Origin of the sequence: Actinomadura meridiana (assembly GCF_039537545.1) — a bacterium.
Taxonomy (GTDB): domain Bacteria; phylum Actinomycetota; class Actinomycetes; order Streptosporangiales; family Streptosporangiaceae; genus Spirillospora; species Spirillospora meridiana.
Genome location: NZ_BAABAS010000001.1, coordinates 166,030 through 191,424 on the forward strand (window position 1 = coordinate 166,030; position 25,395 = coordinate 191,424).

The following is a 25,395-nucleotide window of genomic DNA, read 5'->3' on the forward strand; positions in this document are numbered from 1 at the left end:
GCCCCCCGGAGCGCCTTCGGCTCCCACGGTGCCGTCCGAAGAGGGCGGCAGGACCGGCGTCGACCAGGCCGTCAAGCGCGAGAAGGCGAAGCGCAGGGGCGGTGAGAAGAAGTGACCTCCGCTCACGTGCTCGCGTCCCCGGTTCTCGCCGAGGTGGCCGACAAGCAGTCCGGCGAGCCGTTCTTCTTCTGGCTGCTCGCCGTGGTCTCCGTCTGCGCCGCGCTCGGCATGATCTTCGTGCGGAAGGCGGTGCACTCGGCGCTGCTGCTGGCGACCGTGATGCTGTCGCTGGCCGCGTTGTACGCGATCCAGAACGCGCCGTTCCTGGCGTTCGTCCAGGTCATCGTGTACACCGGCGCGGTGCTGATGCTGTTCCTGTTCGTGCTGATGCTCGTCGGGGTCAGCTCCACCGACTCGCTGGTGGAGACGATCCGGGGCCAGCGCTTCTGGGCGGTCGTCGCCGCGATCGGGTTCGTCGTCCTGCTGACGATCGGGCTCGGGAACGCCGCGCTCGACGACTCGGCCGGCCTGGACCAGGCGAACTCCGAGGGCAACGTCATCGGCCTGGCCCGGCTGCTGTTCTCCAAGTACGTGTTCGCGTTCGAGGCGACCAGCGCCCTGCTGATCACCGCGGCGCTGGGCGCGATGGTGCTGGCGCACCGGGAGCGGACGGAGCCGAAGCCGACGCAGAAGGACCTGTCCAAGGGACGGTTCCTGTCCGGCGACCACCCGGGGCCGCTGCCCGGACCCGGCACCTACGCCCGGCACAACGCCGTCGACATGCCGGCGCTGCTGCCCGACGGGACGCCGTCCGAGCTGTCGGTCAACCCGGTCATCGCCGCCCGCACCGACACGGCGGAGCGGCACGCCGACCTGTACGGCGGCACCGAGGAGGAGGCGGTCGCCCGCGACGTGCGCGCGGTCAGGGCCGCGACCGAGGAGGCGAAGGACGCCGACGCCGAGGCACGCGTCGTCAAGTCCGGGACGCTCTCGGGTGGGGGGACGACCCCCCACACCCCCCGGGGCCAAGCAGGGGGCTCCTCTCCCCAGCGTGAAGGCGAGGCTGGTCAATGAGTCCGGGTCACTACCTGGCGCTCTCGGCGATCCTGTTCACCATCGGAGCGCTCGGCGTCCTTGTGCGGCGCAACGCGATCGTGGTGTTCATGTGCGTCGAGCTGATGCTGAACGCGACGAACCTGGCGTTCGTGTCGTTCTCCCGCATGCACGGCAACCTCGACGGCCAGATCATCGCGTTCTTCGTGATGGTGGTGGCCGCGGCGGAGGTCGTGGTGGGCCTGGCGATCATCATGACCGTCTTCCGGACCCGCAGGTCGTCGTCGGTGGACGACGTGAACCTGCTGAAGTACTGAGAGGCGGAAATGAAAGCGGAAGGCATCCAGGCGGCGTCCTGGCTCCTCATCGCGCTCCCGCTAGCGGGCGCCGCGATCCTCCTGCTGGGAGGTAGGCGCACCGACCGGTGGGGGCATCTGCTCGGCGTCACCATGTCGATCGCGTCGTTCGCGGTCGGCGCGGCGATGTTCGTCCAGATGCTCGGGTACGAGGCCGAGGAACGGCGCCGCACCCTGCACCTGTGGGACTTCATCGACGTCGGCTCGTTCAAGGTCGGCATGGACCTGCTGGTGGACCCGCTGTCCATCAGCTTCGTCCTGCTGATCACCGGGGTCGGGTCGCTGATCCACATCTACTCCATCGGCTACATGGCCGAGGACCCCGAGCGGCGCAAGTTCTTCGCCTACCTGAACCTGTTCGTCGCGGCGATGCTGCTGCTGGTGCTCGGCGACAACTTCCTGGTCATGTTCCTCGGCTGGGAGGGCGTGGGCCTCGCCTCGTACCTGCTGATCGGGTTCTGGCAGTACAAGCCGACGGCGGCGACCGCCGCGAAGAAGGCGTTCGTCGTCAACCGCGTCGGCGACATGGGGCTGATCATCGCGATCGCGCTCATGTTCTCCACGTTCGGGACGGTCGGCTACGACCAGATCCTCGGCACGGGCGCCGAGCACGTGGGCCTCGCGGCCCAGCTCAGCACCGGCACCGCCACCGCGATCGGGCTGCTGCTCCTGCTCGGTGCGTGCGGCAAGTCGGCGCAGCTCCCGCTCCAGTCGTGGCTGCTGGACGCGATGGAGGGCCCGACCCCCGTGTCGGCGCTCATCCACGCCGCGACCATGGTGACGGCCGGGGTGTACCTGATCGTCCGGGCCGGGCCGATCTTCGAGATGTCCGACACCGCGCAGCTGGTGGTGACGATCGTCGGCGCGGCCACGCTGCTGTTCGGCGCGATCATCGGGTGCGGCAAGGACGACATCAAGAAGGCCCTCGCCGGGTCGACGATGTCGCAGATCGGCTACATGCACCTCGCCGCCGGTCTCGGCAAACCCGGGTACGTGTTCGCCATCGCGCACCTCATCGCGCACGGCTTCTTCAAGGCGGGCCTGTTCCTCGGCGCCGGTTCCGTCATGCACGGGATGAAGGACGACGTGAACATGCGCCACTACGGCGCGCTGCGCACGGTCATGTTCATCACGTACGCGACGTTCGGGCTCGGGTATCTCGCCATCATCGGGTTCCCGGGGCTGTCCGGCTGGTTCACCAAGGACGGCATCATCGAGGCCGCCTACGACAAGGGCGGCACGTCCGGCGCGATCCTCGGCTCCTGCGCCCTGATCGGCGCCGGGATCACCGCGTACTACATGTCGCGCGTCATGTTCATGACGTTCTTCGGTGAGAAGCGCTGGGCGGACAGCGGCGATGACGCGGTCCACCCGCACGAGTCCCCGGCCGTCATGACGTGGCCGCTGATGCTGCTGGCCGTCGGGTCGGTGTTCGCGGGCGGGTTCCTCATCCTCGGAGGGTTCTCCGACTTCCTCGAACCGGTCGTCGGGGCGCCCGCGCACGAACACGAGTTCAAACCGCTCGGCATGGCGGGCATCGCCACGTTCGTGCTGATGGTCATCGGGGTGGCGATCGCGTGGCGGCAGTACGGCGCCCGGAAGGTGCCGCGTGAGGCGCCGAAGGGCTCGTTCGTCACCGTCGCGGCCCGCAAGGACCTGTACGGCGACGCGATCAACGAGTCGCTGCTGATGCGTCCCGGGCAGTGGCTGACCCGCCTCGCCGTCTGGTTCGACGGCCGGGGCGTGGACGGCGCCGTCAACGGCACCGCCGCCGGGATCGGCGGGACGTCCGGCCGGTTCCGCCGCGTCCAGACGGGCTTCGCCCGCTCCTACGCCCTCTCAATGTTCTGCGGCGCCGCCCTCGTGGTCGCGACGCTCCTGGTGGTGAACGTTTCATGAGCGACTTTCCCTGGCTGAGCGTCCTCATCGCGCTGCCACTGGTGGGCGCGGTGCTGCTCAGCGTCATCCCGCGCGAGCGGGAGGCCGCCGTCAAGTGGTTCGCGCTCGGCGTCTCCCTCGTCGTCGCGGTCCTCGCCTGCGTCATGGCGGCCGGGTTCGACGCGGAGGCAGGTTCGGGCGGTGGAATGGGCACAGCCCGCTTCCAGTACGACGAGAAGTACTGGTGGATCAAGGAGTTCGGGGTCCACTGGGCGGTCGGCGTCGACGGTGTCGCGCTGGTGCTGATCCTGCTGTCGGTGATCCTCGTCCCGCTGGTCATGCTGGCGTCCTGGACGGAGGCCGACCGCTCCGGCGGCGTCGACGTCCCGGCGAAGCGGTCGGTGAAGACGTACTTCGCGCTGCTGCTGTCGCTCGAAGCCGCGATGATCGGCGTGTTCGCCGCGACGGACGTGTTCCTGTTCTACGTCTTCTTCGAGGCGATGCTGATCCCGGTGTACTTCATCATCGGGTACTACGGCGGCCCGCAGCGCTCCTACGCCGCGGTGAAGTTCCTGCTGTACTCGCTGTTCGGCGGGCTGCTGATGCTCGTCGCGGTGATCTGGCTGTACCCGCTGTCGGCCAAGTCGGTCGACGACGGCGGACTCGGCCACGGCACGTTCATGTTCGACGAGCTGTCGAAGATGAACATCGACCCGACGACCGCGAAGTGGCTGTTCCTCGGCTTCTTCGTCGCGTTCGCGATCAAGGCGCCGATGGTGCCGGTGCACACCTGGCTGCCGGACGCGGCGCAGCAGTCCCCGCCCGGGGCGCTGGTGCTGATCGTCGGCGTCCTGGACAAGGTCGGCACGTACGGCATGCTGCGGTTCTGCCTGGAGCTGTTCCCCGGCGCGGCGAAGTGGGCGACTCCGGTCGTGCTCGCGTTCGCGGTGCTCAGCATCATCTACGGCGCGATCCTCGCGATCGGGCAGGTCGACCTGAAGCGGCTCGTCGCCTACACGTCGGTGTCGCACTTCGGGTTCATCGTGCTCGGCATCTTCGCGATGACGTCGCAGGGCCAGTCCGGCGCGACGCTGTACATGGTGAACCACGGGTTCTCCACCGGCGCGCTGTTCCTGATCATCGGCTTCATGATCGTCCGGCGGAAGTCGGCGAAGATCTCCGACTTCGGCGGGGTGCAGAAGGCGGCGCCCGTCCTCGCCGGACTGTTCCTCGTCGCGGGCCTGTCCGGGCTGTCACTGCCCGGCCTGTCCACATTCGTCTCGGAGTTCCTCGTGATCGTCGGGACGTTCGAGCGCTACGAGTGGGCGGGCGCGCTCGCCGTCAGCGGCGTCGTCCTCGCCGCGATCTACATCCTGTGGATGTACCAGCGGACCATGGGCGGCCCGAAGGCACCGGCCGTCGAGGGCATGAAGGACCTCAGCGCCCGGGAGAAGTGGGCCGTCGCCCCGATCATCGCGATCATCGTGGCGATGGGCGTCTTCCCGCAGCCGGTGCTGCACGTGATCAACCCTTCGGTGAAGGAGACCCTCGCCCGGGTCGACAAGCACGACCCGGCGCCGGACATCACCGGTGAAGTCGCCGAGAACGGAGCTCGTCCATGAACACCGGCGGTCAAGCGAGCGCCCAGGTAGGCGCCGTTCTCGCGCAGGGGGGTGACATCCCCGCGCCGCACATCGAGTACGGGCAGATCGCGCCGATGCTCGTGGTCTTCGGCGTCGCCGTGGCGGGAGTGCTGGTCGAGGCGTTCGTCGGTCGCAGGGCGCGCTACTACCTCCAGGTTCCGCTGGCGTTCCTCGGCCTCGCCGGGGCGTTCGCCTGGACGGTCGCCCTGGCGTGGCGCGACGACCCGCACCATGTCGCCGCCGAGGGCGCCCTCGGCGTGGACGGTCCGACCCTGTTCCTCCAGGGCACCATCCTGTTGCTGGCGTTGCTGAGCCTGCTGCTGATCTCCGAGCGCGGCGACGGCCGGGGCGCGGTCGGCGGGCATTTCGCCGCCCAGGCGTCCGCGCTGCCGGGCAGCGAGGCGGAGCAGCGCACCACCGAGGCGGGGATCACCCAGACCGAGGTGTTCCCGCTGATGATGTTCGCGGTCGGCGGCATGCTGATGTTCCCCGCCGCGAACGACCTGCTCACGATGTTCGTGGCGCTGGAGGTCCTGTCGCTGCCGCTGTACCTGCTGTGCGGGCTGGCCCGCCGTAGGCGGCTGCTGTCGCAGGAGGCCGCGGTCAAGTACTTCCTGCTCGGCGCGTTCTCCTCGGCGTTCTTCCTGTACGGCGCGGCGCTGCTGTACGGGTACTCCGGGTCGGTGCGGCTGTCGGACATCTCCACCCAGATCGGCAAGGACGCGGGCAACGAGACGCTGCTGCTCGCGGGTGTCGCGCTGCTGTCGGTCGGGCTGCTGTTCAAGCTCGGCGGCGTCCCGTTCCACATGTGGAAGCCGGACGTGTACCAGGGCGCCCCCACGCCGATCACGGCGCTGATGGCGTCCTGCACGGTCGTGTCCGCGTTCGGCGCGATCCTGCGCGTCTACTACGTCGTGTTCGAGACCCTCGAATGGGACTGGCGGCCGTTCATGTGGGGCGTCGCCATCCTCACCATGGCGATCGGGTCGATCATCGCGATCACCCAGACCGACATCAAGCGGATGCTGGCCTACTCGTCGATCGCGCACGCGGGCTTCCTGCTCATGGGCGTGATCGCCGCGTCCCCCGACGGCCTGTCCAGCACGCTGTTCTACCTGCTCGCCTACGGGTTCACCTCCGTCGGCGCGTTCGCCGTCGTCACGATGGTGCGGGACGCGGGCGGCGAGGCGGGCCACCTGTCGCGGTGGGCGGGGCTCGGCAAGCGCTCCCCGGTCGTCGCGGGCGCGTTCGCCTTCTTCCTGCTGGCGTTCGCCGGTATCCCGCTGACCAGCGGGTTCACCGGGAAGTTCGCGGTGTTCAAGGCCGCCGTCGAGGAGGGCGCGACGCCGCTGGTGATCGTCGCGGTCATCTCGTCCGCGGTCGCCGCGTTCTTCTACGTCCGTGTGATCGTCGTCATGTTCTTCAGCGAGCCGGACGCGGACGGCCCCGTCGTCGTGGCGGGCCCGGCGACCGCGGTCGCCGTCGCGCTCGGCGTGACGGCTACTGTGGTACTCGGCGTGCTCCCACAGCCCGTGCTGGATCTGGCGGGGCAGGCCACGACTCACATGTTCGTGCGGTAGGGAGACCTGGGTGAGCAACCCGTCCAAGGAGAAGCCCGGCGGGCCGGCGGAGACCGGCCCGGTCTCCGGAACGGAGCGCCGGCGGAGTGGCGGGGGCCGGGACGGTCGACCCACTCGGGGGGGACGGGGTGTCGCCCCCCCGCAGGAGGCGGGCCCGTTCGGCCTTTCCCTCGACGCGGGCCTCGCGGCGGATGCCAGGGAGCGCCTGGCCGAGGTCGAGGCCCTCCTGCTCGACTGCGTGCGCGGTGAGGACCCGCTGCTCTCGGATGCCTCCAAGCATCTGGTGGAGGCGGGCGGCAAGCGGTTCCGGCCGATGCTGGTGTTGCTGGCCTCGCACTTCGGCGACCCGTCCGCCCCGGGCATCGTGCCCGCGGCGGTCGTCGTCGAGCTGACGCACCTCGGCACCCTGTACCACGACGACGTGATGGACGAGGCGACCGTCCGGCGCGGCCAGCAGTCCGCGAACTCGCGCTGGACGAACACCGTCGCGATCCTCACCGGCGACTACCTGTTCGCGCGGGCGTCCGACCTGCTCGCCGATCTCGGGCCTGACGCCGTCCGGATCCAGGCGCGGGCGTTCGGGCGTCTCGTCCGCGGCCAGATCCAGGAGACGGTCGGGCCTCGTCCGGGCGCCGACCAGCTGGAGCACTACCTCCAGGTCGTCGCCGACAAGACCGGCTCGCTGATCGCCGTCTCCGGCCATTTCGGCGCGCTCCTCGCGGGTGCCTCGCCGCAGACGGTGCGGACGGTCACGTCCGCGTGCGAGAAGATCGGGGTCGCGTTCCAGCTGTCGGACGACATCCTCGACATCGCGTCCGAGGCGGAGGAGTCGGGCAAGACCCCCGGCACCGACCTCCGTGAGGGCATCCGCACCCTCCCCATGCACCACGTTCTGGCGGGTGTCGGCTCGGGTGACGCGGACGACGTCCGGCTCCGTGGGCTGCTCGTCCAGGACCTGACCGACGACGCGCTGCACGCCGAGGCCCTGGCCCTCCTGCGCGCCCACCCGGCCATGGACCGGGCCCGCGCCGACCTGCACCGCTGGTCCGACGAGGCCCGCCGCGAACTGCTCACCCTCCCCGAGATCCCGGCGCGCGAGGCCCTCACCCACCTCTGCGACTACGTGATCACCCGGACCGGCTAGCGTCACCGGCCCGCGCTACTGGCGCGAGACGCAGTCGCCATCGGTGACGCCGGACGGCCGGGACATCCCGTCCGGCCCCACCGTCAGCACGATCCAGGAGGCCATGGTCATGGCCATGGTCGCCGCCGGGCGGGGCGCGATGCCGCTGTGCGTCCCGACCGCCCGCCGCCACGCCCGCGGCGACGTGGTCTTCGTCTAGGCGTTCTGGGTTTGGGGTTCGCCGGTTAGGCCGCGGTACTTCATGGCGTGCAGGACGAGGTCGATGAGCACCTGCTTGCAGGAGTCCAGCTCGCGGGCGTCGCAGAGCATCACCGGGACCCTCGGGCCCAGGTTCAGGGCCATCTCGATCTCCGTGAGGTCGTACTGCTTGGCGCCCTCGAAACAGTTGACGGCCACGACGAACGGCGTCTTGCGGCGCTCGAAGTAGTCGACCGAGGGGAAGCAGTCCGACAGGCGGCGCGTGTCGGCGAGGACGACGCCGCCGAGCGCGCCGATGGCGACCTCGTCCCACATGAACCAGAAGCGCTGCTGCCCGGGGGTGCCGAACAGGTAGAGGACGTACTCGTCCCGCATCGTGATGCGCCCGAAGTCCATCGCGACGGTGGTGGTGTCCTTGCGTTCCACCCCGGCGACGTCGTCGACGCCGACGCTCTGGTCGGTGAGGAGTTCCTCGGTGCGCAGCGGCCGCGTCTCGGAGACCGTCCCCACCATCGTGGTCTTGCCGACGCCGAAGCCGCCCGCGATCACGATCTTCACCGCGGTGGGAAGCCGCCGCGCGCGCGGACCGCGGGCCGGTGCGTCGCGCCTAGAGGGCCCGGAGACCATCGATCACCGCCTTGTAGAGCCTGATGTCGTGCATGTCCGCCTCAGGTTCGGGTTCCTGGAGGGAGACGAACCCCTTGTCGAGCAGGTCCCCGAGCATCACCCGCACCGTCGCGACGGGAAGATCGAGATGGCCGGTCACCTCGGCGACCGACATCACGTTCTGGCACAGCCGGATGATCGCCAGATGCTCCGGCCCCAGCCCGACCGAACCCTCGGGTTCGGGGCCGACCGCCGCCACGAGCGTGATGAGGTCGAACTTGCCCCGGGTGGGTTCGATGCGGCCACTGGTCATCACGTAGGGCCGCACCATCGGACCGGCGTGCTCGTCGAGATACCGGTCATGTCCCGGACGCGGGGCCGAGGGATCCTCCCGCGGATACCCGAGCGCCGGATCCTCGGGAGGCATCATGCCGGGTGCCCCTCGGGGGCCGACTCCGACCGCGACGGTGAGGTGAGATGGTGGCCGAGCGCGGTGACGAGCATCGCCATCTCGTAGGCGGCCAGGCCCACGTCGGCGTCCTCCTCGGCCAGCACCGCGAGGCAGGCGCCCTTCCCGGCGACCGTCACCAGCAGGTAGGCCGACTGCATCTCCACGATCGTCTGCCGGACGGGCCCGCCGCCGAAGCGGGTGCCCGCGCCCTTGGCGAGGCTCTGGATCCCGGCGGCGACGGCGGCGAGGTGCTCGCCGTCGTCCTGCGTCACACCCTCGGACGACGCCATGAGCAGCCCGTCCGCCGACAGCACGACCGCGCTGCGGGCGTGCGGGAGCCGGTGGACGAGGTCGTCCAGCAGCCAGCCCAGATCGGAGGTGGTACCGGTCTTCTGCGTCACTGCTCTTCCTCGCCTTCCGCCGCACCGGTGCCGGGCCCGTCCCCGCGCGGCAGCGCCGCGTCGGAGCGGCCCTGCCGGGTGCCGCGCTGGTAGGAGCCCATGATCCGCTTGATCTCCGCGGGGGAGCGGACGGTGTCGTCCCGTTCTCGCGGTTCCTCGGTGGCGGCCGGCTCGTCGGTGCGCAGGGGTTCCGCGAGGTTCGCCTGCGGCACGCGGACGGGCAGCCCGGACGGGGTGGTCGGGGTGTCGGGCACGGGCGGCACGTCCTCCGGCTGAGGGGATTCGGGAAGCTCGCCGCTCGCGGGGGGCTCGTCCACGGGCCCGTCGTGCGGCCCCTCATACGACTTGCGCGGCGAAGGCGGCGCGGGCGGCGTGGGCAGCTCCGCCTCGCCGGGCGCGTCGCCGACCTCGTGGAGGTCTCCGGTGTGCGGCGGCACTGCCACCAGCGCAGGTCCACCCAGTTCCGCGCTCGGAGACGGCGGACGCGACGGAAGCGTCGCCGTGGGCCCGGTCGGTGCCGAGGCGGGTGCCCCGGGGCCGAGCGACAGCGGACCGGACGCCCCGGAACGGCCGTTCGCGGGGGCGGCGCCGACCGCGGCGGGACGGCGCACCTCCAGCCCGTTGCGGGTCGTGGTGGTGGCGACGGGCTCCGGCGTCCCCTCGGTGATCAGGTCCCGGGGGACGACGATGACGGCCGTGGTCCCGCCGTAGGCGGAGCGCTTCAGCGAGATCTGCACGTTGTAGCGTTCCGCGAGCTTGCTGACGACGAACAGGCCGAGCTGGACGGAGCTCTGTAGGTTGAAGTCGGGCGGGTCGGCGATCCGCCCGTTGATCTCGACGAGTTTCTCGTCGGTCATGCCGAGCCCGCGGTCCTCGACGTCGATGGCGAAGCCGCTGGCGACCATGTGCCCGCCGACCTGCACGATGGTGTCGGGCGGGGAGAACGACACGGCGTTCTCGATCAGCTCGGCGAGCAGGTGGGTGAGGTCGCCGACCGCGCGTCCGGCCAGCTCGACCGGCCCGAACGGCAGGACGGTGACGCGGGTGTAGTCCTCGACCTCGCCGACGGCGGCGCGGACGACGTCCACCATCGGGACGGAGTTGCGCCAGCCACGGGCGGGCAGCGCCCCGGACAGCACGATCAGGTTCTCGGCGTTGCGCCGCATCCGGGTCGCGAGGTGGTCGAGCCGGAACAGCTCCTCCAGCTCCTTGACCTCGATGTCGCGGCGGCGCTCCATCGTGTCGAGCATGGTCAGCTGCCGGTGCACGAGGGTCTGGGTGCGGCGGGCCAGGCTGAGCAGGACGTCGCGGATGCCGCGGCGCAGCTCGGCCTGCTCGACGGCGGTGCGGACCGCGGTCTCCTGGACGGCGTTGAACGCCCGTCCCACCTGCCCGATCTCGTCGGAGCCGAACTCCAGCGGCGGCGCCTCGACCGCGACGTCCACCTTCTCACCGTGCCCGAGCCGTTCGACGACGCCGGGCAGCCGCTGCTCGGCCAGCTCCCAGGCCGCGTTGCGCAGCCGTTCGAGCTGCCGCACCAGCGCGCGGGCGGTGGTGATCGACACGATGATCGAGGTGATGACCGCGAGCAGCCCGAGCCCACCGGCGAGCAGCAGCCGGAGGATGACGCCCATGGCGATGGGCTTGGCCCGATCCACGAGCCGGTCACCGGACGCCTGGATCTGGGTGCGCATCTCGGACAGCCCGAGTTCGGCCGCCGCGTTCCACTCGTCGGCGGTCACCGGAGGCCGCGCCGCCGCGCGGACCCGCTGGGTCGTCTTCGCGGGCCGCCGATTCTCCATGATCTTGTCTTCGAGCGCCTGGATCTGCGTGAACTTGGCGTTTTTCGTCAGATCCCGATACAGCGCCGGATCGGAGCCCTGAATGTCGATGAGCGCCTGCGCGGTGTTGTGGCGCCTGCTGCCGACCGTCTGGGTGAAGGTGATCAACTCCGCCGGGGTGACGCGACCGGCGGTGAGGACACCCGCCATCAATGCGTCTTCCTGGGAGAGCAGTTCCCACATGCGGTTGAGTTCGAGAAGCGTCCGGGTGTCGCGGGCGAAATCCTTGTCGTCCAGCGTCGCGAGCGAATCGTAGACCCGGAAAATGGACTCCACGACCTCGGAATATCTGCCCGCGACACGGCTACGGTCGACGGACCTGGTGTCGACCGCGCGACGGGTCGCGTCGACCAGTGCCAACTGGTCGAGCATCTGGTCGACGCGTCGTTCGAGGACGTCCCCGCCGAACCGGTGGACGCTGCTTCCACGGGCGCGTCGGACCGCTTCGTCGCGTGTCTCGTTCGTCCTGGCGCGCTGCGCGTTCAACGCGGAACTCGCGGCGGCGCTGGGCCTGGTCATCTGGACCATGGACAGTCTGCGCTCGCGCTGAAGCTCCGCGAGCAGCGGGTCGGTGGGTTGTGCCAGGGCCCTGTCCAGCGCGCTGACGCCGAGCAGATTGACCCCTTCTCGCAGGGTCACCCATGCGGCGAAGACCCAGAGGGCAATGAGGGAAAGCAACAGTGCCGTGATCTTGGTTCTCAGGCGCGTGTTGCGGAAGCGCATTACAATCGCCCCAACAATACGTGAATTGGCTGGCAACCCGCTCTGTCTGGATAAGCCGATGCGGACCGCGCGAGGTGGTGGGTGCAGGGCGACGGATAGCCGCCTTCCGTACGGCGTAGAAGACTAGCAACATGAACATAACCCCTCAAGGTGAATCGTCAACGGGGAGCGTTAACGTCGCTTTTGAGGCGGGTGTCGGGTTCCTTGGATGTGGTGCAATTCACTTTGCCGGATCTCTTAGAAGATCATCTGGCGGAGCCGAGCGCCATGCCGCCGCCCATGCCCCTGCCGCGGCCGTCCGCGTCGGCGCCGTCCGGCATCGTCCGGACGAGGTGCAGGGCGCACAGGACCGCCGCCCGGACGATCGCCGAGGGCCGGTACAGATCCTTGTCGTGCCACAGCGGGGGCTCGTCGCGCGTCCCGTCCTCCGGTTCGGCCAGCGAACGTTCCAGGTGCGGGACGGCGCGCGAGACGGCGGCCCGGACCTCGGCGTCCGGCGCGTTGTCGGTGAGCAGGAGCGTCTGCACCGCGTAGGCCGTCTCCTCCGAGGTTCCCTCCCAGTGCCCCCACGACCCGTCCTGCCGCTGCGAGTCGAGGAGCCAGCGCCGGGCGGCGGCGACCGCCGTAGCCGAGTAGGCCCCGCCGAACCCGGCCAGCGCGATCGCGCTGCACGCCGTCGCGTAGTACGGGGAAGCGTGCCACCGGTCCGACCAGCTTCCGTCCGCCGCCTGTTGTGCCATCAGCCACCTGGCGACCTTCGCCACGGTCGCGGCATAGCGGCCGGTTGCGATGTGGTTGCCGGTCTCCGCCCGGAGGTACTGCCCGAACGCCTCCAGGACGTGCGCGTTCGTCGTGACCGACGCGCCGTCCTCGCCCTGCCAGGTGCAGAAGTGATCGTCCATCTCATAGCGGTAGAGCGGGTCCGGCGGACGGGGCGCGCCGAGCAGCGCCAGCGCGTACATCGTTCCCGCGGTGGTGTCGGCGTCGGCGGGCAGGCCGTCCGCGGCCGGGGTGCCCGCCGGGCCGATCGGCGCGGTCAGGCTGAGGACGAGCTGCGGCGGCACGGTGACCGGCACGCCCGCGCGCATCAGCCACGCCAGAACCCAGCCCCGCTCGAACATCGTCAGCGGGAAACCGCACGGCACCGGACCGCCGTGCTGTTCCACCACGGTCTCCAGGTACCAGCGGGCGGGATCGCCCCGGTCGCTCGCGCCCCGCGCGCCCAGCCACGCGGCCGTCGCGGCGGGGGAGGCCCCGATCGTGCCGGTCCGCTCGGGGCTGAGCCACGGCGCCCCCGCGGCGTCGTCCCCGGCGATCTCCAGCGCGTGCGTCAGCTTCTTCGGCACGTCCGCGCCGGAGGTGAGCAGGGCCCGCACGGCCTCCAGCTTCACGCCGCCCAGCCCGCCCGGGGGGCCCAGCTCGCGGTCCGCCCAGTCGGTGAGCCCCGGCACGGGACGCTCGCGCATGCGCGCCAGCGAGGCGTTGATCCGCCCGGCCAGGTCGGGCGCGATGAGCTCGATGGCGGGCAGGTCGGGGACGTCCAGGTCGGGCGCCGACGGGCCGCACATCCGCGCCATGAGCGCGTCCAGGCCGAGATGCGTCGACTGGACGAGGTGCGTCGACTGGACGAGGGGCGCCGACTGGACGGACCGTCCGTCCCGGTCGGCTCCCGCGAGTTCGGAGAGCAGGGCCTCGACCGCGCTGAGCGTGGGGACGAGCGCGTACCCGTCGTCGGGGCCGCCCCACGTGCCGTCCGCGCGCTGCGTTTCGAGCAGGAACGAGACGCGGCGCTCGTGGCCGCTGAGCCACGGCGCGAACGTCACCAGCCTGCCCGTCTCGTACACCGACGGGGAGACCTGCCCCCAGGGCCGCAGGACCATCCCGGTGATCAGGTCGGCGACGGCCTCGGCGAGTTCGTCGGGACGGTGCTCCTCGGCCGGTGGACGTCGACTCGACGGCACGGCGGCGCCCACCGGACAACGGTCGTCGATGCTCACAGACTGCCCCAGAAGTCGGTCACTCCGTAGAAACCCGTGCAGAAGTCCATCTGCCGTTCCATGTAGTTCGCCAGCCGTGGTGCGCTGGCGGCGGCGTCTTGGAGTAGCGCTCGCGCTTCCTCTGTCAGGTTCTCGATCCGCGTCCGGACGTCGGCGCGCGTCGCGTCGAGCAGCAGGCCGTTCAGGTCGCCCCACCGCAGATCGCGTTCATAGGTGCCGAGGTCGTTCAGCAGGCGGATCACCCGCTGCACGGCCCGGCTCGCCGCAAGGACGGCGGACACGTCCCCGCCGCCCCCGCTGGTGATCCAGTGCGAGACGAACACGACCGAGAACCCGAGGTTGTCGGCGTTGGCCAGATACTCCTCGAAGGACGGGCCGCTCTCGCCCGCCTTCCGCGCGGCCTTCCAGTCCCATTCGAGGGCCATCGCGTCGAGCATGCGCTGGAACTCGTCCCGCCAGACGTCCCGGAGGCGGGGGAAGGCGGGTTCGGCGGCCAGTTCGGCTCGGATGTCGGTGAGGAAACGGGCCAGTTCGTCCTCGGCGACCGACCCGGCCGGGCCCGCGGGTGCGCCGTCGACGACAGCGGCGCAACCGCGAACGAGTCCCTCCACCTCGGCGCGCGACGACGCGACGTAGTCGATCAGCCAGTCGAGACCGAAGCACCACAGGCACATCCGGTTGGCCATGCGCAGCGCGTCCGCGTCCAGCCCCGGACCGCTGAACGCCGCCGCCAGCGCGAGCGTGCTGAACAGCGCCGGGTCGAACGCCTTCCCGCTGTACAGGGCGGGATGGTCGGCGGCCCAGTCGCGCATCTGCCGTTGCGACTGGCCCGCGACGGCGCAGATCGTTCCAGAAAGCAGTGAGGAGACGTGGCGATGGCCCGGATCAGGAGGCTCCGTGTGCTCGTTCAGAGCGGTCTCGGTCATCGGGGCGCGCCCGCCGGACGAAGGGTCAGGTGCAGGGGTTGGTTGGGACGGAGCGTCGCGCCGATCCGCGCCTCCACCGGGCTGTCGGTCGGCACCAGCGACGGGCGGAACCGGCTCAGGATGGCCGTGAGGATCAACTCGGCCTCCATGTTGAACACGTGCCGTCCGATGCACTGGTGCGGGCCGCCGCCGAAGGGGTAGTAGGCGTAGCGGTGCCGCGTGCGGTTCCGTTCCGGCGTGAACCGTTCCGGGTCGAACTCCAGCGGCCGTTCCCATACCGATTCGAGGCGATGCGTGAGGAACGGGCTGACCAGTACGGTCTGCCCCGCCTTCACCGGGACGCCGCCGATGTTCGTCTCGCCGAGCGAGATCCGGGGGAAGATCCAGCCCACCGGATACAGGCGCAGGAGTTCCTGGACGACCTGCCGCACGTACGGCAGCTTCCACAGATGGTCGGGCCGGACGGGCTCGTCGCCCACGACCTCTCGAACCTCCGCCGTCAGCCGTTCGGTGACGTCGGGCCGCGCGTCGAGCATCGGCCACAGCCAGGTCAGCGCCACGGTCGTCGTCTCCGTGCTGGTGGCCCACATGGCGAGCAGGTTGTCGCGAACCCACTCGTCGCCGAGGCCGCTGCCCTCGGTCATCCGGGCCTTGCACAGCGCGGTGAAGATGTCGTAGCCCTCGCCCGCGTCGTAACGGAACCGTTCGACCAGTTCGTAGAGGGTCTCGTCCATGACCCGCAGCCCCTCGGCGAACGCGCGGTCGCCCGGCAGCGGGATCGACTTCGGGACGAACGGCAGCAGGAACCGGAACGCGATCGAGGTCGCCAGCCGCTCCATCGCGGGGATGAGCCGGTCGGCCTCCGCCTGCCGGATCTTGTCGCCGAACAGCACCTTGATCACGGTGTCGTGGACGATCCGTCCCATCGCGGGCATGACCTCGATCGGGCGGCCCTCGCGCGCGGGGGCCTCCAGCTCCCGGACGGCGTCGTTGATCGCAAGCGCCATGTGGTCGCTGAGGGACCTGATCGTCTTGGTGGAGAAGACCGGTTGCAGGATCCGCTTGCTGAGCTCCCACTCGTCGTACTCGGACATGATGCTGTCGCCGAACAGGCCGTGCAGGGGGCGCCAGAACGTGCCGTCCCGGACGAAGTTCTGCGATTCCTTGCGCAGGACCTGCTGCACATGATCGGGATGGGTCACCACATACGGGCGGGACGCGCCGAGGTCGAGTCGCGCCACCTCCCCGTCGGCGACGGTGCTGATGCGGAGGATCTCCCGAAGTGGATCACGGACGAACCGGGAGATAGTGCGGTAAAGAGGGAAGTTTCTGGCTCTCCGGATGGGCACGGCACCAGCGTCAACGGACATTTTCCGGCTGCCCCCCACGAAGTTGGAAAGCGCCTGTCGCCGCCGTGACCGCCGCCGTCCGCCGGGCAGGCGTAAGCGACATGGGCGAAAAGCGGTTTCTGTCAACGTCTGTGATTCTTGGGCGATTTGTATATTTCGCTGGAAGTATCACATGATCAATTAACGCGAGCAAGGGGAGTGAAGTAAGAAATATCAGCCCGCTCCGGGTGACGTCCATCACTTGCTGGACGGGTTGTCTCCCTGTCGAGAAGCCTGACAATGTCGCCCCAGGTGGGGCGGTCGACCACCGATTCGACTACTTTCAGTCGCGGTGATCAGAAGGGAGGATGCCCGGCCACACGAGTCGTCCCGCGACCCGAACCTCGCCGGTCACCTGTCGCGAGCCGCAGCGCGCCACCACCGGGTACGTATGGGGTTTCACGCGGCGCTTGACGGTCGCCTCGCCGTCCACGGCCCCTCCGGTGAACGCCTCCGACACCACCGACCACGGGCCCGCGCATCCCGGAACGGACACCGCGACCCGCTCACCGGGCCGCGCCACATCGGGCTTTACCGCGACGCCGTGCCCCGTCGCCGTCGCCTCTCCCGTTCCCGGCGCCAGCAACCCCACCGTGACGAGTGCCGTCCCCCACACGGCGACGCTGACCAGACGCAACGAGAACTCCCTCCGGGCGAACGACGTCCGGCACTTTAGCGCTCTCTAGGCGGTTTCGGGCGCGGTTTCCCTACGTGCGGCCAACCCGTCCCACGTCAGCATCACCAGCGCCCCCCACACCAGCAGGAAGCCGACCCACCGGCTCGGCGGCATCTCCTCATGCTGGACGCCCACCCCGATGACGAACTGCAACACGGGCGCCAGATACTGCAACATCCCGATGACCGTCAGCGGCAGTCGCGTCGCCGCCGCGTTGAACAGCAGCAGCGGCACAGCCGTAACGACACCGGCCCCCGCGAGCAACACCGCATGCCACACCCCGTGATGCCCGAACGCCGCGTCCCCCCGTCCCTCCAACACCAACACGAACACCAGCGTGGGCAGGAACAACACAGCCGTCTCCACCGCGAGCCCTTCCGCGGAGGGCATGTCGGCGAACTTCTTGAGCAGCCCATAGATCGCGAACGCGAAAGCAAGCACCAGAGCGATCCAAGGAGGCCGCCCGTAGTCAACGGTCAGCACGAGCACCGCCAGCGCCCCCACTCCCACCGCACACCACTGCCACGCCCGCAGCCGCTCCCGAAAGATCACCACACCGAACACCACACTGATCAACGGGTTGATGAAGTACCCCAGGGCGGACTCGATCGTCTGCCCGCTGTTGACGGCGTAGATATAGGTGCCCCAGTTGAGACTGATCACCACCGCCGCCAGCCCCAACAACACGGCCTGCCGCGCGTTCAACCTGACCCGGCTCCGCCGCACCGCGAGCACCACGCCCACGGCCACCAGCGACCAGATGATCCGGTGCGCCAGGATCTCGACGGCCCCCGCCGGCTTCAGCAGCGGCCAGTAAAGCGGGAACAACCCCCACAACACGTACGCCGCGGCCCCGAACGCCACCCCCCGCTTCGCCACGAAGGCAACTTACCAGGAGGTAATCACCCAAAAAGATCCACGCTCATGACCCGACCCGCGAGCTACGCTGAAGACATGTTCGGCTTCGCGAAGACCCAGCTGGTGACCCCGGAGAAGGCCCTCCCCGGCAGGGACGAGCCGCTCCCGGTCCCGTCCCGCCACGAGGTCCTCGACGCCCCGCTGGCCCCACCCTTCCCGGACGGCGCCGAGATCGCCGAGTTCGCCCTCGGCTGCTTCTGGGGCGCCGAACGCAAGTTCTGGGAGACCCCCGGCGTGATCTCCACCGCCGCGGGCTACGAGGGCGGCTACACCCCGAACCCCACCTACGAAGAGGTGTGCAGCGGCCAGACCGCCCACGCCGAAGCCGTCCGCGTCGTCTACGACCCCACCAAGATCACCTACACCGACCTCCTCCGCGTCTTCTGGGAAGCCCACGACCCCACCCAGGGCATGCGCCAGGGCAACGACGTAGGCACCCAGTACCGCTCAGCCATCTTCTACCGCACCGAAACCCAACAAAAAGAAGCCGAAGCCTCCCGAGCCGCCTACCAACAGGTCCTCACCAGATCCACCTACGGCCCCATAACCACCGAAATAACCGCGGCCACCCCCTTCTACTACGCCGAGCACTACCACCAGCAGTACCTCTCGGCCAATAAAAACCCCGGAGGATATTGCGGCCTCGGCGGCACTGGGCTGAGCTGCCCCGTGGGCGTCGCTCCGGCCGAATAGGGTCTGACCTGCTGGAACGACCGTTAGGCGGCGTGACCGTCGAGCACTTCGCGCACTTCGGGGATGTCCCGGTACGGCTCCAGCTTCGAGAGGACGATCCGGGCTCGCTTGGCCGTTCGGTCGCTCGCGAAGTCGGCTGTGAGGTCGAGCATCCGCCGCGCCGCCTGGGCGGCCTCCTCCGGCTCGTTGGCGTCCACGAGTGCGACGGCCAGCCACGAGAGGTAGAGGGCCAGCTCACGGGTGTGAGTCGAGTCGTAACGGCTGAGCACCTCTTGCAGGAGCGGGACGGCGCGCAAAGGTCTCCGAAGCTCGGTGTAGACGCGGGCGTCCATCACGTCGAGTTCCTCGGGCGAGACCCAGTAAGCCCAATCGGGGGCCTCTTGCGAGTCTTCAGCGACCATGGCCTCGTGGGCCTCGCCGAGAGCCCGCATCGCCGGACCCGCTTCGCCCGCTTTGGTATGGGCCCAAGCGACACGGTCAAGGTAGAGCGCGCGGGCCTTGGCTGGGGCGCTTGACCCTGCTTCGTCCAGCGCGGCACGGGCGAGACCTAGCCCGGCGTCTTCGCGACCGGTGTTGGAGAGCTGGTAGGCGAGACTCCCCGCAAGGTTGCCAACCAGGGCGAGATCTTCGGCTTCTCTAGCGGCCGAGATGCCGAGTCTGTAGGCGCGTTCGGCCTGGTCGTGCTCGCCCGCGTCGCTGGCGATCCATCCGGCGATCTGCGCTATTTCTCCGATGCTGCTGAGAAGCGAACGGCCGGTCTCTTCCGAATGCGTCGACTCCCGATAGAGCCGGACGGCTCCGTCCAACTCCCTGAGCGCGGGGACGAGGAGATCACCCCCGGCAATGAAGTCGTCGGCGAGCCGTAGGCCGTGCGCCCGGTCGGTCAGCGCGGCCGCGGTGGAGGCTCCTACCCGGCGGCCCGCGTTGCTCGCCAACGGTCCGGGGTCCACCCGGTCGGGCAAGAAGTAGGCAAGCGCCTCGGCCGGACTGGGCCGATCGGTACCGGTATCCGTGCCTCGCGCGTGGGCGGCTCCACGCTCAAGGGTGCGAAGCGAAACGCTTAAAGCCGTCGAAAGGGCGGGAAGCCATCCATCGGGAACGCGCTCGCCTCGCTCCCACCTACTCACCTCGTTCCGTGTCACAGACGCGGTCCCGGAAGCCCGACACAGCGCCTCCGCGAGTTGCCTCTGACTCTTGCCCGCGTCCCGGCGCAACTGTGCGAGGTACGCGCCGAACCGCTTCCGTTTCGCATCGCCCACGCTGGCCCCCTCCTTCCTCTCCAGTCTGGCCCCTCCTCGGCTCCCTGGTCGGTGCCTCCGGGAGATCCGGTGAGAAGACAGGCTCGAAGTCATGGAACGGTGGCGCCTGGTGCCGCTTCCGTTCAGCCACTCACCCGACGGAAGTGCATCTCATGGCAGCGAACATCTCGCAGACGGCAGAGGCTCAGCGGTTGCGGCTCTGGGCGTTGACGCAGGCGCTCAAGTCGCACGGGTACGCGGTGGAGGTCGCCGAATCTGACCCGCTGCTAGCGGTCCCGGACGCGCTCGGGTCGCCGGTGCTGGTGCGTTGCGATTCGCGGCCCGACTGCGACGGTGAACTGTGGTTCACCTTCCCCGGAGGTACCGCGATCGCTCCAGCCGACGATGACCACATCCCTGATGTGGTGGTGGCAATCAAGGGCCAACTTGCCGCTCAGGCCGATGGGTGAGCACTCCGCGCCCGGCGCGGTCACCTGGTACGGGCGGGCTGCAGGAGCGTGGTGGGCGCTGGTGCCGTTGGTGGATGGCGCACGGCTAATCGAAGCGTCCAGCCCGAGCGAACTGCGGGACGCGCTAAAGAACCCGGCGGCCTGGCCGTGGCCCCAACGCAAGTTCCTGGCTCGTCCGCCCAGCCGGTAACCGCGCGGGGCTGCCCCGGCTTACGCGACGCGGTACGTGCGGGCCGTCCACAGCGTTACCGGGGGCTGTGGGCGGCCGCCGGGCTGCGAACGGCGCCCCAGCGCCGCACGCGCAAAGCGCGTGCGGCCGTCCACCGGCCCCGGTCGGCTGTGGTCGGGCCCAACCACGCACCCGGCCCCGCGCTCTGCCTGGCGTATGACCTTGTAAGCGTCAATGACCTGCGCGTTGAAGCTGGACGGTTCCGGACTTGCGCGGGGGCGGGGGCAGCTAGCCTGATCGGCGAACGGGTTGGCTCCTTGCCTGCCCGCAATGGCCCGATGGCGGCCCCCGCGAGGGGTCCCCGCGCAAGTACGGAACCGACCAGCGGCACCGACCCCGGCCCCTGCCTGCGGCCCGTAGGGCGGCCTTGATTCCAAAGAGTTGAATTCAGTAACGCTTCTCTCCGTTACGCGGTCAGCACAGCATGTGACGGTGGACACTCGGTCCCATGGTTATTCCTCCTTTCCCCGTGACGCCGCTGACGCTCCTGCTCCTCAGCCTGGCGGGCCTCGCAGGGGGCGGCTTGTACCTGCTCACCCTCATTTCCGAGCACGAAGGTGGCAGCGGTGCGCTGCTCGGCCGCGGGATCGTAGTGCTCCTAGCAGGCGTGTTCGCGCTCGTGGGGTTCGTCGTGGCCCGCCGGAAGGGATACGGGTGGTTGGAGCGGATCGAATGACCTGACCGAGCGGCACCGGCGACGTGGACGTTTTCGGACATGCTCGTCCGGCTGGTCCTCGTCGCGGCGCGCCCTCTTCGCTCAACCTCACGGCCTTTCGACGACCCGGTTACTGTGCTCCTGGCCGCGCTCGGCGCGGCCCTTGACCCTGTAGAGAAAGTCCTCGACGCCGGGAGGTCCTGGCTAGCTCGCCTTGCGCTCCTTGTCACGTTCTGTGTGCTGGTTGCGGATGGCTCGGGCTTGTTGGATGCGGTTGCGGGCTTGCTCGGCCCAGAAGTGTTCGCCGTGTAGGAGTCCGCTGCCGAGGTACTTCCATTGCCCGGTGGTCACGGTGGTGCGGTTCGGGTCGGGTTCGGGTTGTCCTGCGGTCTGGTGGGCGGCGTGGTCGGCTCGGGCTTGGCGTAGTTTGGTGAGAGTGACCGAGTAGCGGCGGGACTTGGAGGAGAAGTGTCCGCCGTATCCGAGCATGTGTGCCCACCCTCGTAGCCGTAGGTCGTGATAGGTGGGTAGGTCGGCCAGTGCGAAGCACGTCCAGATCATGCGGCGGGCGTGCTCGGACACCTTCAACGCGCTGATCTGGCTCGTGTACCTGATCGGCCGGTCAACCGTTCCCGAATCCTCGGCGCCCTTGGTGGCGTACTTGGCGATGTAGCGGGCGACGTGCTTGTCGGCGATGCCGTCCAGCTCGGCGGCTACTCCGATGGGCTGGGTGTCGAGTTGGCGGCCCCACCGCAGGATGAGCGGCGGGCTCGTCCCGTCCGGGTGCGGGGCTGGTACCTCGACCTGAGCGGCGGCGTTGTGAAGGGGGTGCGCTCTAGGAGTTCGGCGGTGGCCCATGTGGGCGGGGGCTGGTCGGGGCCGTCCGGGCCGTCCAGGCGCACGACGGCGTGGAAGTGGATGAGGCCGCGTCGTTGGTACTCGATGACGCGGGCGTATGACAGGCGGGCTTGCTCGCGTAGGGCCTTGTGGGTGATGCCCAACTCGGCCGTGATCAGCCTCGGGACGGCGAGACTGAGGCGTCGCCAAAGCTCGGGGGCGTGGGCGTTCCACAGGACGGCGGCGCGGGAGTCGTAGCAGTCGACGCAGATCGGCTGCCCGGCCTGCTTGTCGTCGGGCTGGTGGCGGGCTCGGCATCCTTCGGGGCGGCCGTGCGGACACACGGGGTCGTCTCGTCGGGGGCGGCATGGCTGGGGTTTCCCAGCCTTGGCGCGGTGGGCGTGGACGGCACCGAACGAGGGCGCAGTGAGGGTGAGGAACACGCGCGGGTGCTGGCTGACCTGCTCGGGTACGCCCTTCCCTCCGGTCAAGCCGGAGATGATCAGGTGATAGGTGTCGTCTCGGTAGACCTCGGCGCACGCGGCGCAGCGGGACGCGCGGCGGTTCCCGCACGCGATGATCAGATACCCGGTCGGCTCCTACGGCGCCCCCGACAGCACCCACAAAGGGCCCAAGAGCTAATACGGTCCAGGAACCCGAGCGATAACGATCAGTGACGGCTCCGATTTCAAGATTCGGACCCTCGCAGGAGCACTGAGGACGTGAAGAAAGACCAGGCGCAACTGATGGCGGTTGAGTGTTGTGAACCCTCGTAGGGCGTCAAGATTCGTCATCAAGTCCAGGGATGACGGCGAAAGAAGTGAGCTTTCGAAGCGATCGCCTGGTGCCTCTAATGTCCAAGTCGCCGGTGGCGCTAACCTGTAGCCCATTGGTGTGTGCCCTTACCGCCTCACTGTAATCAGGCTCGCTCAGTTCGATCCGGTGTCTACGGGCCTCACCGGAATCGTCGGCCACCCCCTGAATGACCGCCTCGCCTGGGCCATAGCTACCCTCTCGGAACAGGCGGACAATCAGGCCGGCAACTGTGACTCCAGTCCTCGGTTGCTTGGTTCGCAGGTAATCTGCGGCCTCGCCGAGAATTCGCTGCTGTCCGGGGGTGATTCTTAGGAGTGCGGGTTCGAAATTTCCGCCGGCCAGTGGCGATTTGGCAAATCGTATTTGATAGATGCCGTGGTCCGACCCGCCCAAAGAACTTAGCGACGCCAGTTCTGTGGCGTTGGGAGCGTCCGGTACGAACTCTCCGAATGAGGAGACTCGCGAACTTCCCTCACTGACTGCCTGGGCCAACTGCTGGGCTTTGCGGGTGGTGGCCAACATCCGGTTCGTGACTCTGCGGCCGAAGGGCTGAGGCGGTACTTGGACCAGCGCTTCCTGGCCCGGCGGAGTTGGACGATCGGGCTCATCGGAGTATATGTCTGCCAGCGGGAGTGCCAGCGACAGGATAAAGCTTCCTGGCTGAGTGGAGAGTCGCGCTTGAGATGCGTACGCTTCAGCGCGATGTGGCCGTCTTGGCGGTAGAACGAGCGTGTTGAAATCCAAGGCAGCGGCAGAAGCCACTACGAAGTTCTTCAAGGCAGAAAGCGCCGAGTATGCCAGGAGTAGTGGCGCTTCACCCGTCGGGGCATCCGGCGTAAGGTGGACGGCGACGTTGTCCGCCCCACCAAAATTGATATCATCCAGTATTTCTCTGGGGAGTCGTTGCTCGACGAAAGCAAGCGCCTTAAGCGCATCGTCCACATGTTCTAGGTAGTCTCGAACACGCTGACTCACTGGCAGAACAATACGAATCTTTTCATGGCTGTCAGTGCGCTGTGGACGCCACAAACTAGTGCGGCTATCGGAATCTTCGAGAATCCAGCCGGAATTTGCAAGGTAACTTGAGAACGCTACAAGGTCTGGAGCCTTCCAGGTCCCATTCTCATTGACGAAATTGCCTTGATTCACGACTGCCCCCATATATTGACCGGGGGCACCGGAGTCGATCGCCGGGTTCCGTGTGTTTTGAGCATTCTGGACAACCCTGCCCGATCCAGGGTATTTTCGGTGGGGAGATGTACCGTCTGGCTTGTCATATTCTTCGAAGGCTTCATGCCTTCAAGTGACACCCATGCTCCGCGACCGCACAGGAGCGTCCCTTCGCTATGAAGGCGCACGTTCTCACCTTCCTCAGGAACGCCGATTACGGCGAGTACCCTACCAACGGCGTGATCGGTGCGCCTGAGTGCGTCGTACGTCTCTAGGTCAAGGTCATAACTGAAGTCGCCAGACGCGAGCTGCTTCAGGTTGATTGTGGTCTTGACCTGAACGTTCACAGTTGGGTAGTACGTCCCCAGTTCCGTCCCTTGATACACAAGGTGTGAAGGTCCACGGTGGTGGGCCGACCATGGAGGAGGCCGCACCCGGCAGCGACCGCCTCTAGCCAGGCTTCGCCGAAGTCGCCTTGCAGCGTGTTCTGGTCCTGGTCCCGCACGAGGGTGATTGTGCCGCATTGCAGGATGGAGCGCGGCGAGTTGGGTTTCTTAGCGTCATGGGCCCCCAACGTCCGGTACTCACGCTAAGTCCCCGCACCGCGCACGCCGCCTGCTGAGCGGCGGGTGTACTCTTCGGCGCCGCGGAGCCCGGACGGCCGGGTGGCTGCTGGCCGACCGAGACGGCGCGGATGCCCGATCTTGGGGCCTTGAGGGGAGACCGTCTGCCTGGGGGAGGCAAGCCAAGGTTGCTGCGGGTTCTCGGATGGCGCTCAGTTAGCAGCGGCACCGGTCCAGACTCCGTTGCCGTCTTTCCCTGATCGCAACCCATTGGTCAGGACGCCGTCGCGAGCAGGACGATCACCACCGCTATGGCTACGAAACCGGCGATCGCCAACGGGATCCGGTAGGGGTGCCGTTCGACCCGCGAGACCAGGCCCGGATAGGTCTTGTCGAATTCTTTGGCACTGGCGAAATAGTTAGGCCCGTCGCATGGAACGCCGAGCGCCTCGACCAGCCGGTCGACGTCCTCGCGCTTGTAGCCGCCGACGTTCACTCTGATGAGCGACTGGCCGTGTGCGTCGAGGAGGAACAGGCTTTCGCTGCCCACTCCGTTCGGTAGGTGAATCGTCGCACGCACCACTCTTACGACACCCGAGCGCGACCGGCGCTGGCGGATGAACAGCCCCCGTACGACGACCTCGTGCGGGGTCAGGGTGACGCTGGAGGTCAGGAAGGCCACCGTCCCCAGGGCGATCAACACAGCCCAGACGCCACCCACGATCGGAGCGAACACGGTGGGCGCGTCGCCGACCAGTATGGCGGCGACGATGCCCACGCCGCTCACCGCGGCAGCCGTCAGCATGATCAGCCCGGTCCTGGAACCCGGCCGCAGTTCGAGGCTCCCCTGAACATCACGCACGCTGACCTCGCCCTTTCCAACCAACCCGCCGCCAGAGTGCCACAATCAACGAGGCCAGCGAACACGCGGGTAGGGCTTGACGG

The 25,395-nt window shown here is 68.6% G+C and carries 23 protein-coding genes and 1 pseudogene; 10 read left to right on the top strand and 14 right to left on the bottom strand.

The features are described 5' to 3' along the window. Positions 1-111 precede the first annotated feature (111 nt). The 7 genes from ABD808_RS00805 (at position 112) to ABD808_RS00835 (ending at position 7,853) form a co-directional block, all read left to right on the top strand. Complete coding sequence (locus tag ABD808_RS00805) at positions 112-1,074, top strand: NADH-quinone oxidoreductase subunit J (RefSeq protein WP_344887898.1); 963 nt, start codon at positions 112-114, stop codon at positions 1,072-1,074. Then, positions 1,071-1,370: an NADH-quinone oxidoreductase subunit NuoK gene (nuoK, locus tag ABD808_RS00810; RefSeq protein WP_117401203.1), complete on the top strand. Its 300-nt coding sequence runs from the start codon at positions 1,071-1,073 to the stop codon at positions 1,368-1,370. The genes ABD808_RS00805 and nuoK overlap by 4 nt, the downstream gene beginning before the upstream one ends. 9 nt (positions 1,371-1,379) lie before the next feature. Continuing rightward, positions 1,380-3,308, top strand: a complete 1,929-nt coding sequence (nuoL, locus tag ABD808_RS00815) for an NADH-quinone oxidoreductase subunit L (RefSeq protein ID WP_344887905.1) — start codon at positions 1,380-1,382, stop codon at positions 3,306-3,308. Beyond that, on the top strand, positions 3,305-4,909 hold the full coding sequence (locus ABD808_RS00820) for an NADH-quinone oxidoreductase subunit M (protein ID WP_344887908.1): 1,605 nt from the start codon (positions 3,305-3,307) through the stop codon (positions 4,907-4,909). Before nuoL ends, ABD808_RS00820 begins: the two co-directional genes overlap by 4 nt. Continuing rightward, positions 4,906-6,510: an NADH-quinone oxidoreductase subunit NuoN gene (gene nuoN / locus ABD808_RS00825; protein WP_344887912.1), complete on the top strand. Its 1,605-nt coding sequence runs from the start codon at positions 4,906-4,908 to the stop codon at positions 6,508-6,510. The genes ABD808_RS00820 and nuoN overlap by 4 nt, the downstream gene beginning before the upstream one ends. Before the next feature lie 205 nt (positions 6,511-6,715). After that, complete coding sequence (locus tag ABD808_RS00830; protein ID WP_344888324.1) at positions 6,716-7,654, top strand: polyprenyl synthetase family protein; 939 nt, start codon at positions 6,716-6,718, stop codon at positions 7,652-7,654. Positions 7,655-7,697: 43 nt separating this feature from the next. Next, a complete protein-coding gene (locus ABD808_RS00835) occupies positions 7,698-7,853 on the top strand; it encodes a hypothetical protein (RefSeq protein ID WP_344887915.1) in 156 nt (51 codons plus the stop codon). On the opposite strand, the gene ABD808_RS00840 is transcribed toward ABD808_RS00835, so the two are convergent. The 9 genes from ABD808_RS00840 to rarD form a co-directional block, all read right to left on the bottom strand. After that, the gene (locus ABD808_RS00840) at positions 7,850-8,479 is read right to left on the bottom strand and encodes a GTP-binding protein (RefSeq protein ID WP_344887918.1); all 630 of its coding nucleotides are present in this window, start codon (positions 8,477-8,479) and stop codon (positions 7,850-7,852) included. The genes ABD808_RS00835 and ABD808_RS00840 overlap by 4 nt on opposite strands. Then, positions 8,460-8,888 (bottom strand): DUF742 domain-containing protein, encoded by a 429-nt coding sequence (locus tag ABD808_RS00845; RefSeq protein ID WP_344887921.1) that lies wholly within the window; start codon positions 8,886-8,888, stop codon positions 8,460-8,462. The genes ABD808_RS00840 and ABD808_RS00845 overlap by 20 nt, the downstream gene beginning before the upstream one ends. Beyond that, positions 8,885-9,310, bottom strand: a complete 426-nt coding sequence (locus tag ABD808_RS00850) for a roadblock/LC7 domain-containing protein (protein ID WP_344887924.1) — start codon at positions 9,308-9,310, stop codon at positions 8,885-8,887. Before ABD808_RS00850 ends, ABD808_RS00845 begins: the two co-directional genes overlap by 4 nt. Further along, complete coding sequence (locus ABD808_RS00855) at positions 9,307-11,790, bottom strand: sensor histidine kinase (protein WP_344887926.1); 2,484 nt, start codon at positions 11,788-11,790, stop codon at positions 9,307-9,309. Before ABD808_RS00855 ends, ABD808_RS00850 begins: the two co-directional genes overlap by 4 nt. A gap of 329 nt (positions 11,791-12,119) precedes the next feature. Next, positions 12,120-13,871 (bottom strand): prenyltransferase/squalene oxidase repeat-containing protein, encoded by a 1,752-nt coding sequence (locus ABD808_RS00860; protein ID WP_344887929.1) that lies wholly within the window; start codon positions 13,869-13,871, stop codon positions 12,120-12,122. Beyond that, the gene (locus tag ABD808_RS00865; RefSeq protein WP_344887932.1) at positions 13,868-14,797 is read right to left on the bottom strand and encodes a terpene synthase family protein; all 930 of its coding nucleotides are present in this window, start codon (positions 14,795-14,797) and stop codon (positions 13,868-13,870) included. Before ABD808_RS00865 ends, ABD808_RS00860 begins: the two co-directional genes overlap by 4 nt. Next, positions 14,794-16,146: a cytochrome P450 gene (locus ABD808_RS00870; protein ID WP_344887935.1), complete on the bottom strand. Its 1,353-nt coding sequence runs from the start codon at positions 16,144-16,146 to the stop codon at positions 14,794-14,796. The genes ABD808_RS00865 and ABD808_RS00870 overlap by 4 nt, the downstream gene beginning before the upstream one ends. Positions 16,147-16,468: 322 nt before the next feature. Further along, positions 16,469-16,822, bottom strand: coding sequence for a hypothetical protein (locus ABD808_RS00875; protein ID WP_344887938.1), 354 nt, complete (start codon positions 16,820-16,822; stop codon positions 16,469-16,471). 45 nt (positions 16,823-16,867) lie between these two features. Continuing rightward, positions 16,868-17,740 (bottom strand): EamA family transporter RarD, encoded by an 873-nt coding sequence (gene rarD, locus ABD808_RS00880; protein ID WP_344887941.1) that lies wholly within the window; start codon positions 17,738-17,740, stop codon positions 16,868-16,870. Positions 17,741-17,815: 75 nt separating this feature from the next. Between rarD and msrA the strand changes: the two genes are divergently transcribed. Next, a complete protein-coding gene (gene msrA / locus ABD808_RS00885) occupies positions 17,816-18,472 on the top strand; it encodes a peptide-methionine (S)-S-oxide reductase MsrA (RefSeq protein WP_344887943.1) in 657 nt (218 codons plus the stop codon). Positions 18,473-18,495: 23 nt separating this feature from the next. Here the strand turns inward: msrA and ABD808_RS00890 are convergent, their stop codons facing one another. Next, positions 18,496-19,824 carry a helix-turn-helix domain-containing protein gene (locus tag ABD808_RS00890; RefSeq protein ID WP_486303651.1) on the bottom strand — a complete coding sequence of 443 codons (1,329 nt, stop codon included), beginning with the start codon at positions 19,822-19,824 and terminating at the stop codon, positions 18,496-18,498. A gap of 59 nt (positions 19,825-19,883) precedes the next feature. Here ABD808_RS00890 and ABD808_RS00900 point away from each other — a divergent pair, with 59 nt between their 5' ends. Both ABD808_RS00900 and ABD808_RS00905 read left to right on the top strand, forming a co-directional pair. Further along, positions 19,884-20,180: a hypothetical protein gene (locus ABD808_RS00900; protein WP_344887945.1), complete on the top strand. Its 297-nt coding sequence runs from the start codon at positions 19,884-19,886 to the stop codon at positions 20,178-20,180. Positions 20,181-20,857: 677 nt separating this feature from the next. Continuing rightward, entirely contained in the window at positions 20,858-21,085 is a 228-nt protein-coding gene (locus tag ABD808_RS00905; protein ID WP_344887948.1) for a hypothetical protein, read from the top strand. A 183-nt stretch (positions 21,086-21,268) separates the two neighbouring features. Here ABD808_RS00905 and ABD808_RS38410 read toward each other — a convergent pair. The 4 genes and pseudogenes from ABD808_RS38410 to ABD808_RS00930 form a co-directional block, all read right to left on the bottom strand. After that, positions 21,269-22,485 (bottom strand): annotated as a pseudogene (locus ABD808_RS38410) (replication initiator). Positions 22,486-22,681: 196 nt separating this feature from the next. Then, positions 22,682-23,659 carry a hypothetical protein gene (locus ABD808_RS00920; RefSeq protein WP_344887953.1) on the bottom strand — a complete coding sequence of 326 codons (978 nt, stop codon included), beginning with the start codon at positions 23,657-23,659 and terminating at the stop codon, positions 22,682-22,684. A gap of 203 nt (positions 23,660-23,862) precedes the next feature. Further along, positions 23,863-24,411, bottom strand: coding sequence for a DUF4365 domain-containing protein (locus ABD808_RS00925; RefSeq protein ID WP_344887956.1), 549 nt, complete (start codon positions 24,409-24,411; stop codon positions 23,863-23,865). Between the two features lie 313 nt (positions 24,412-24,724). Beyond that, entirely contained in the window at positions 24,725-25,255 is a 531-nt protein-coding gene (locus tag ABD808_RS00930) for a hypothetical protein (RefSeq protein WP_344887959.1), read from the bottom strand. Between the last annotated feature and the right edge of the window lie 140 nt (positions 25,256-25,395).

What these genes read in the sequence shown, in the direction of transcription:
- ABD808_RS00840 (WP_344887918.1), bottom strand. Translation starts at nt 8,479, where the DNA reads ATGGTCTCCGGGCCCTCTAGGCGCGACGCACCGGCCCGCGGTCCGCGC.
- nuoK (WP_117401203.1), top strand. Translation starts at nt 1,071, where the DNA reads ATGAGTCCGGGTCACTACCTGGCGCTCTCGGCGATCCTGTTCACCATC.
- ABD808_RS00890 (WP_486303651.1), bottom strand. Translation starts at nt 19,824, where the DNA reads ATGACTTCGAGCCTGTCTTCTCACCGGATCTCCCGGAGGCACCGACCA.
- ABD808_RS00820 (WP_344887908.1), top strand. Translation starts at nt 3,305, where the DNA reads ATGAGCGACTTTCCCTGGCTGAGCGTCCTCATCGCGCTGCCACTGGTG.
- ABD808_RS00900 (WP_344887945.1), top strand. Translation starts at nt 19,884, where the DNA reads ATGGCAGCGAACATCTCGCAGACGGCAGAGGCTCAGCGGTTGCGGCTC.
- ABD808_RS00905 (WP_344887948.1), top strand. Translation starts at nt 20,858, where the DNA reads ATGGTTATTCCTCCTTTCCCCGTGACGCCGCTGACGCTCCTGCTCCTC.
- nuoL (WP_344887905.1), top strand. Translation starts at nt 1,380, where the DNA reads ATGAAAGCGGAAGGCATCCAGGCGGCGTCCTGGCTCCTCATCGCGCTC.
- ABD808_RS00865 (WP_344887932.1), bottom strand. Translation starts at nt 14,797, where the DNA reads ATGACCGAGACCGCTCTGAACGAGCACACGGAGCCTCCTGATCCGGGC.
- ABD808_RS00930 (WP_344887959.1), bottom strand. Translation starts at nt 25,255, where the DNA reads ATGCTGACGGCTGCCGCGGTGAGCGGCGTGGGCATCGTCGCCGCCATA.
- ABD808_RS00925 (WP_344887956.1), bottom strand. Translation starts at nt 24,411, where the DNA reads ATGCGGCACAATCACCCTCGTGCGGGACCAGGACCAGAACACGCTGCA.
- ABD808_RS00845 (WP_344887921.1), bottom strand. Translation starts at nt 8,888, where the DNA reads ATGATGCCTCCCGAGGATCCGGCGCTCGGGTATCCGCGGGAGGATCCC.
- nuoN (WP_344887912.1), top strand. Translation starts at nt 4,906, where the DNA reads ATGAACACCGGCGGTCAAGCGAGCGCCCAGGTAGGCGCCGTTCTCGCG.
- msrA (WP_344887943.1), top strand. Translation starts at nt 17,816, where the DNA reads ATGTTCGGCTTCGCGAAGACCCAGCTGGTGACCCCGGAGAAGGCCCTC.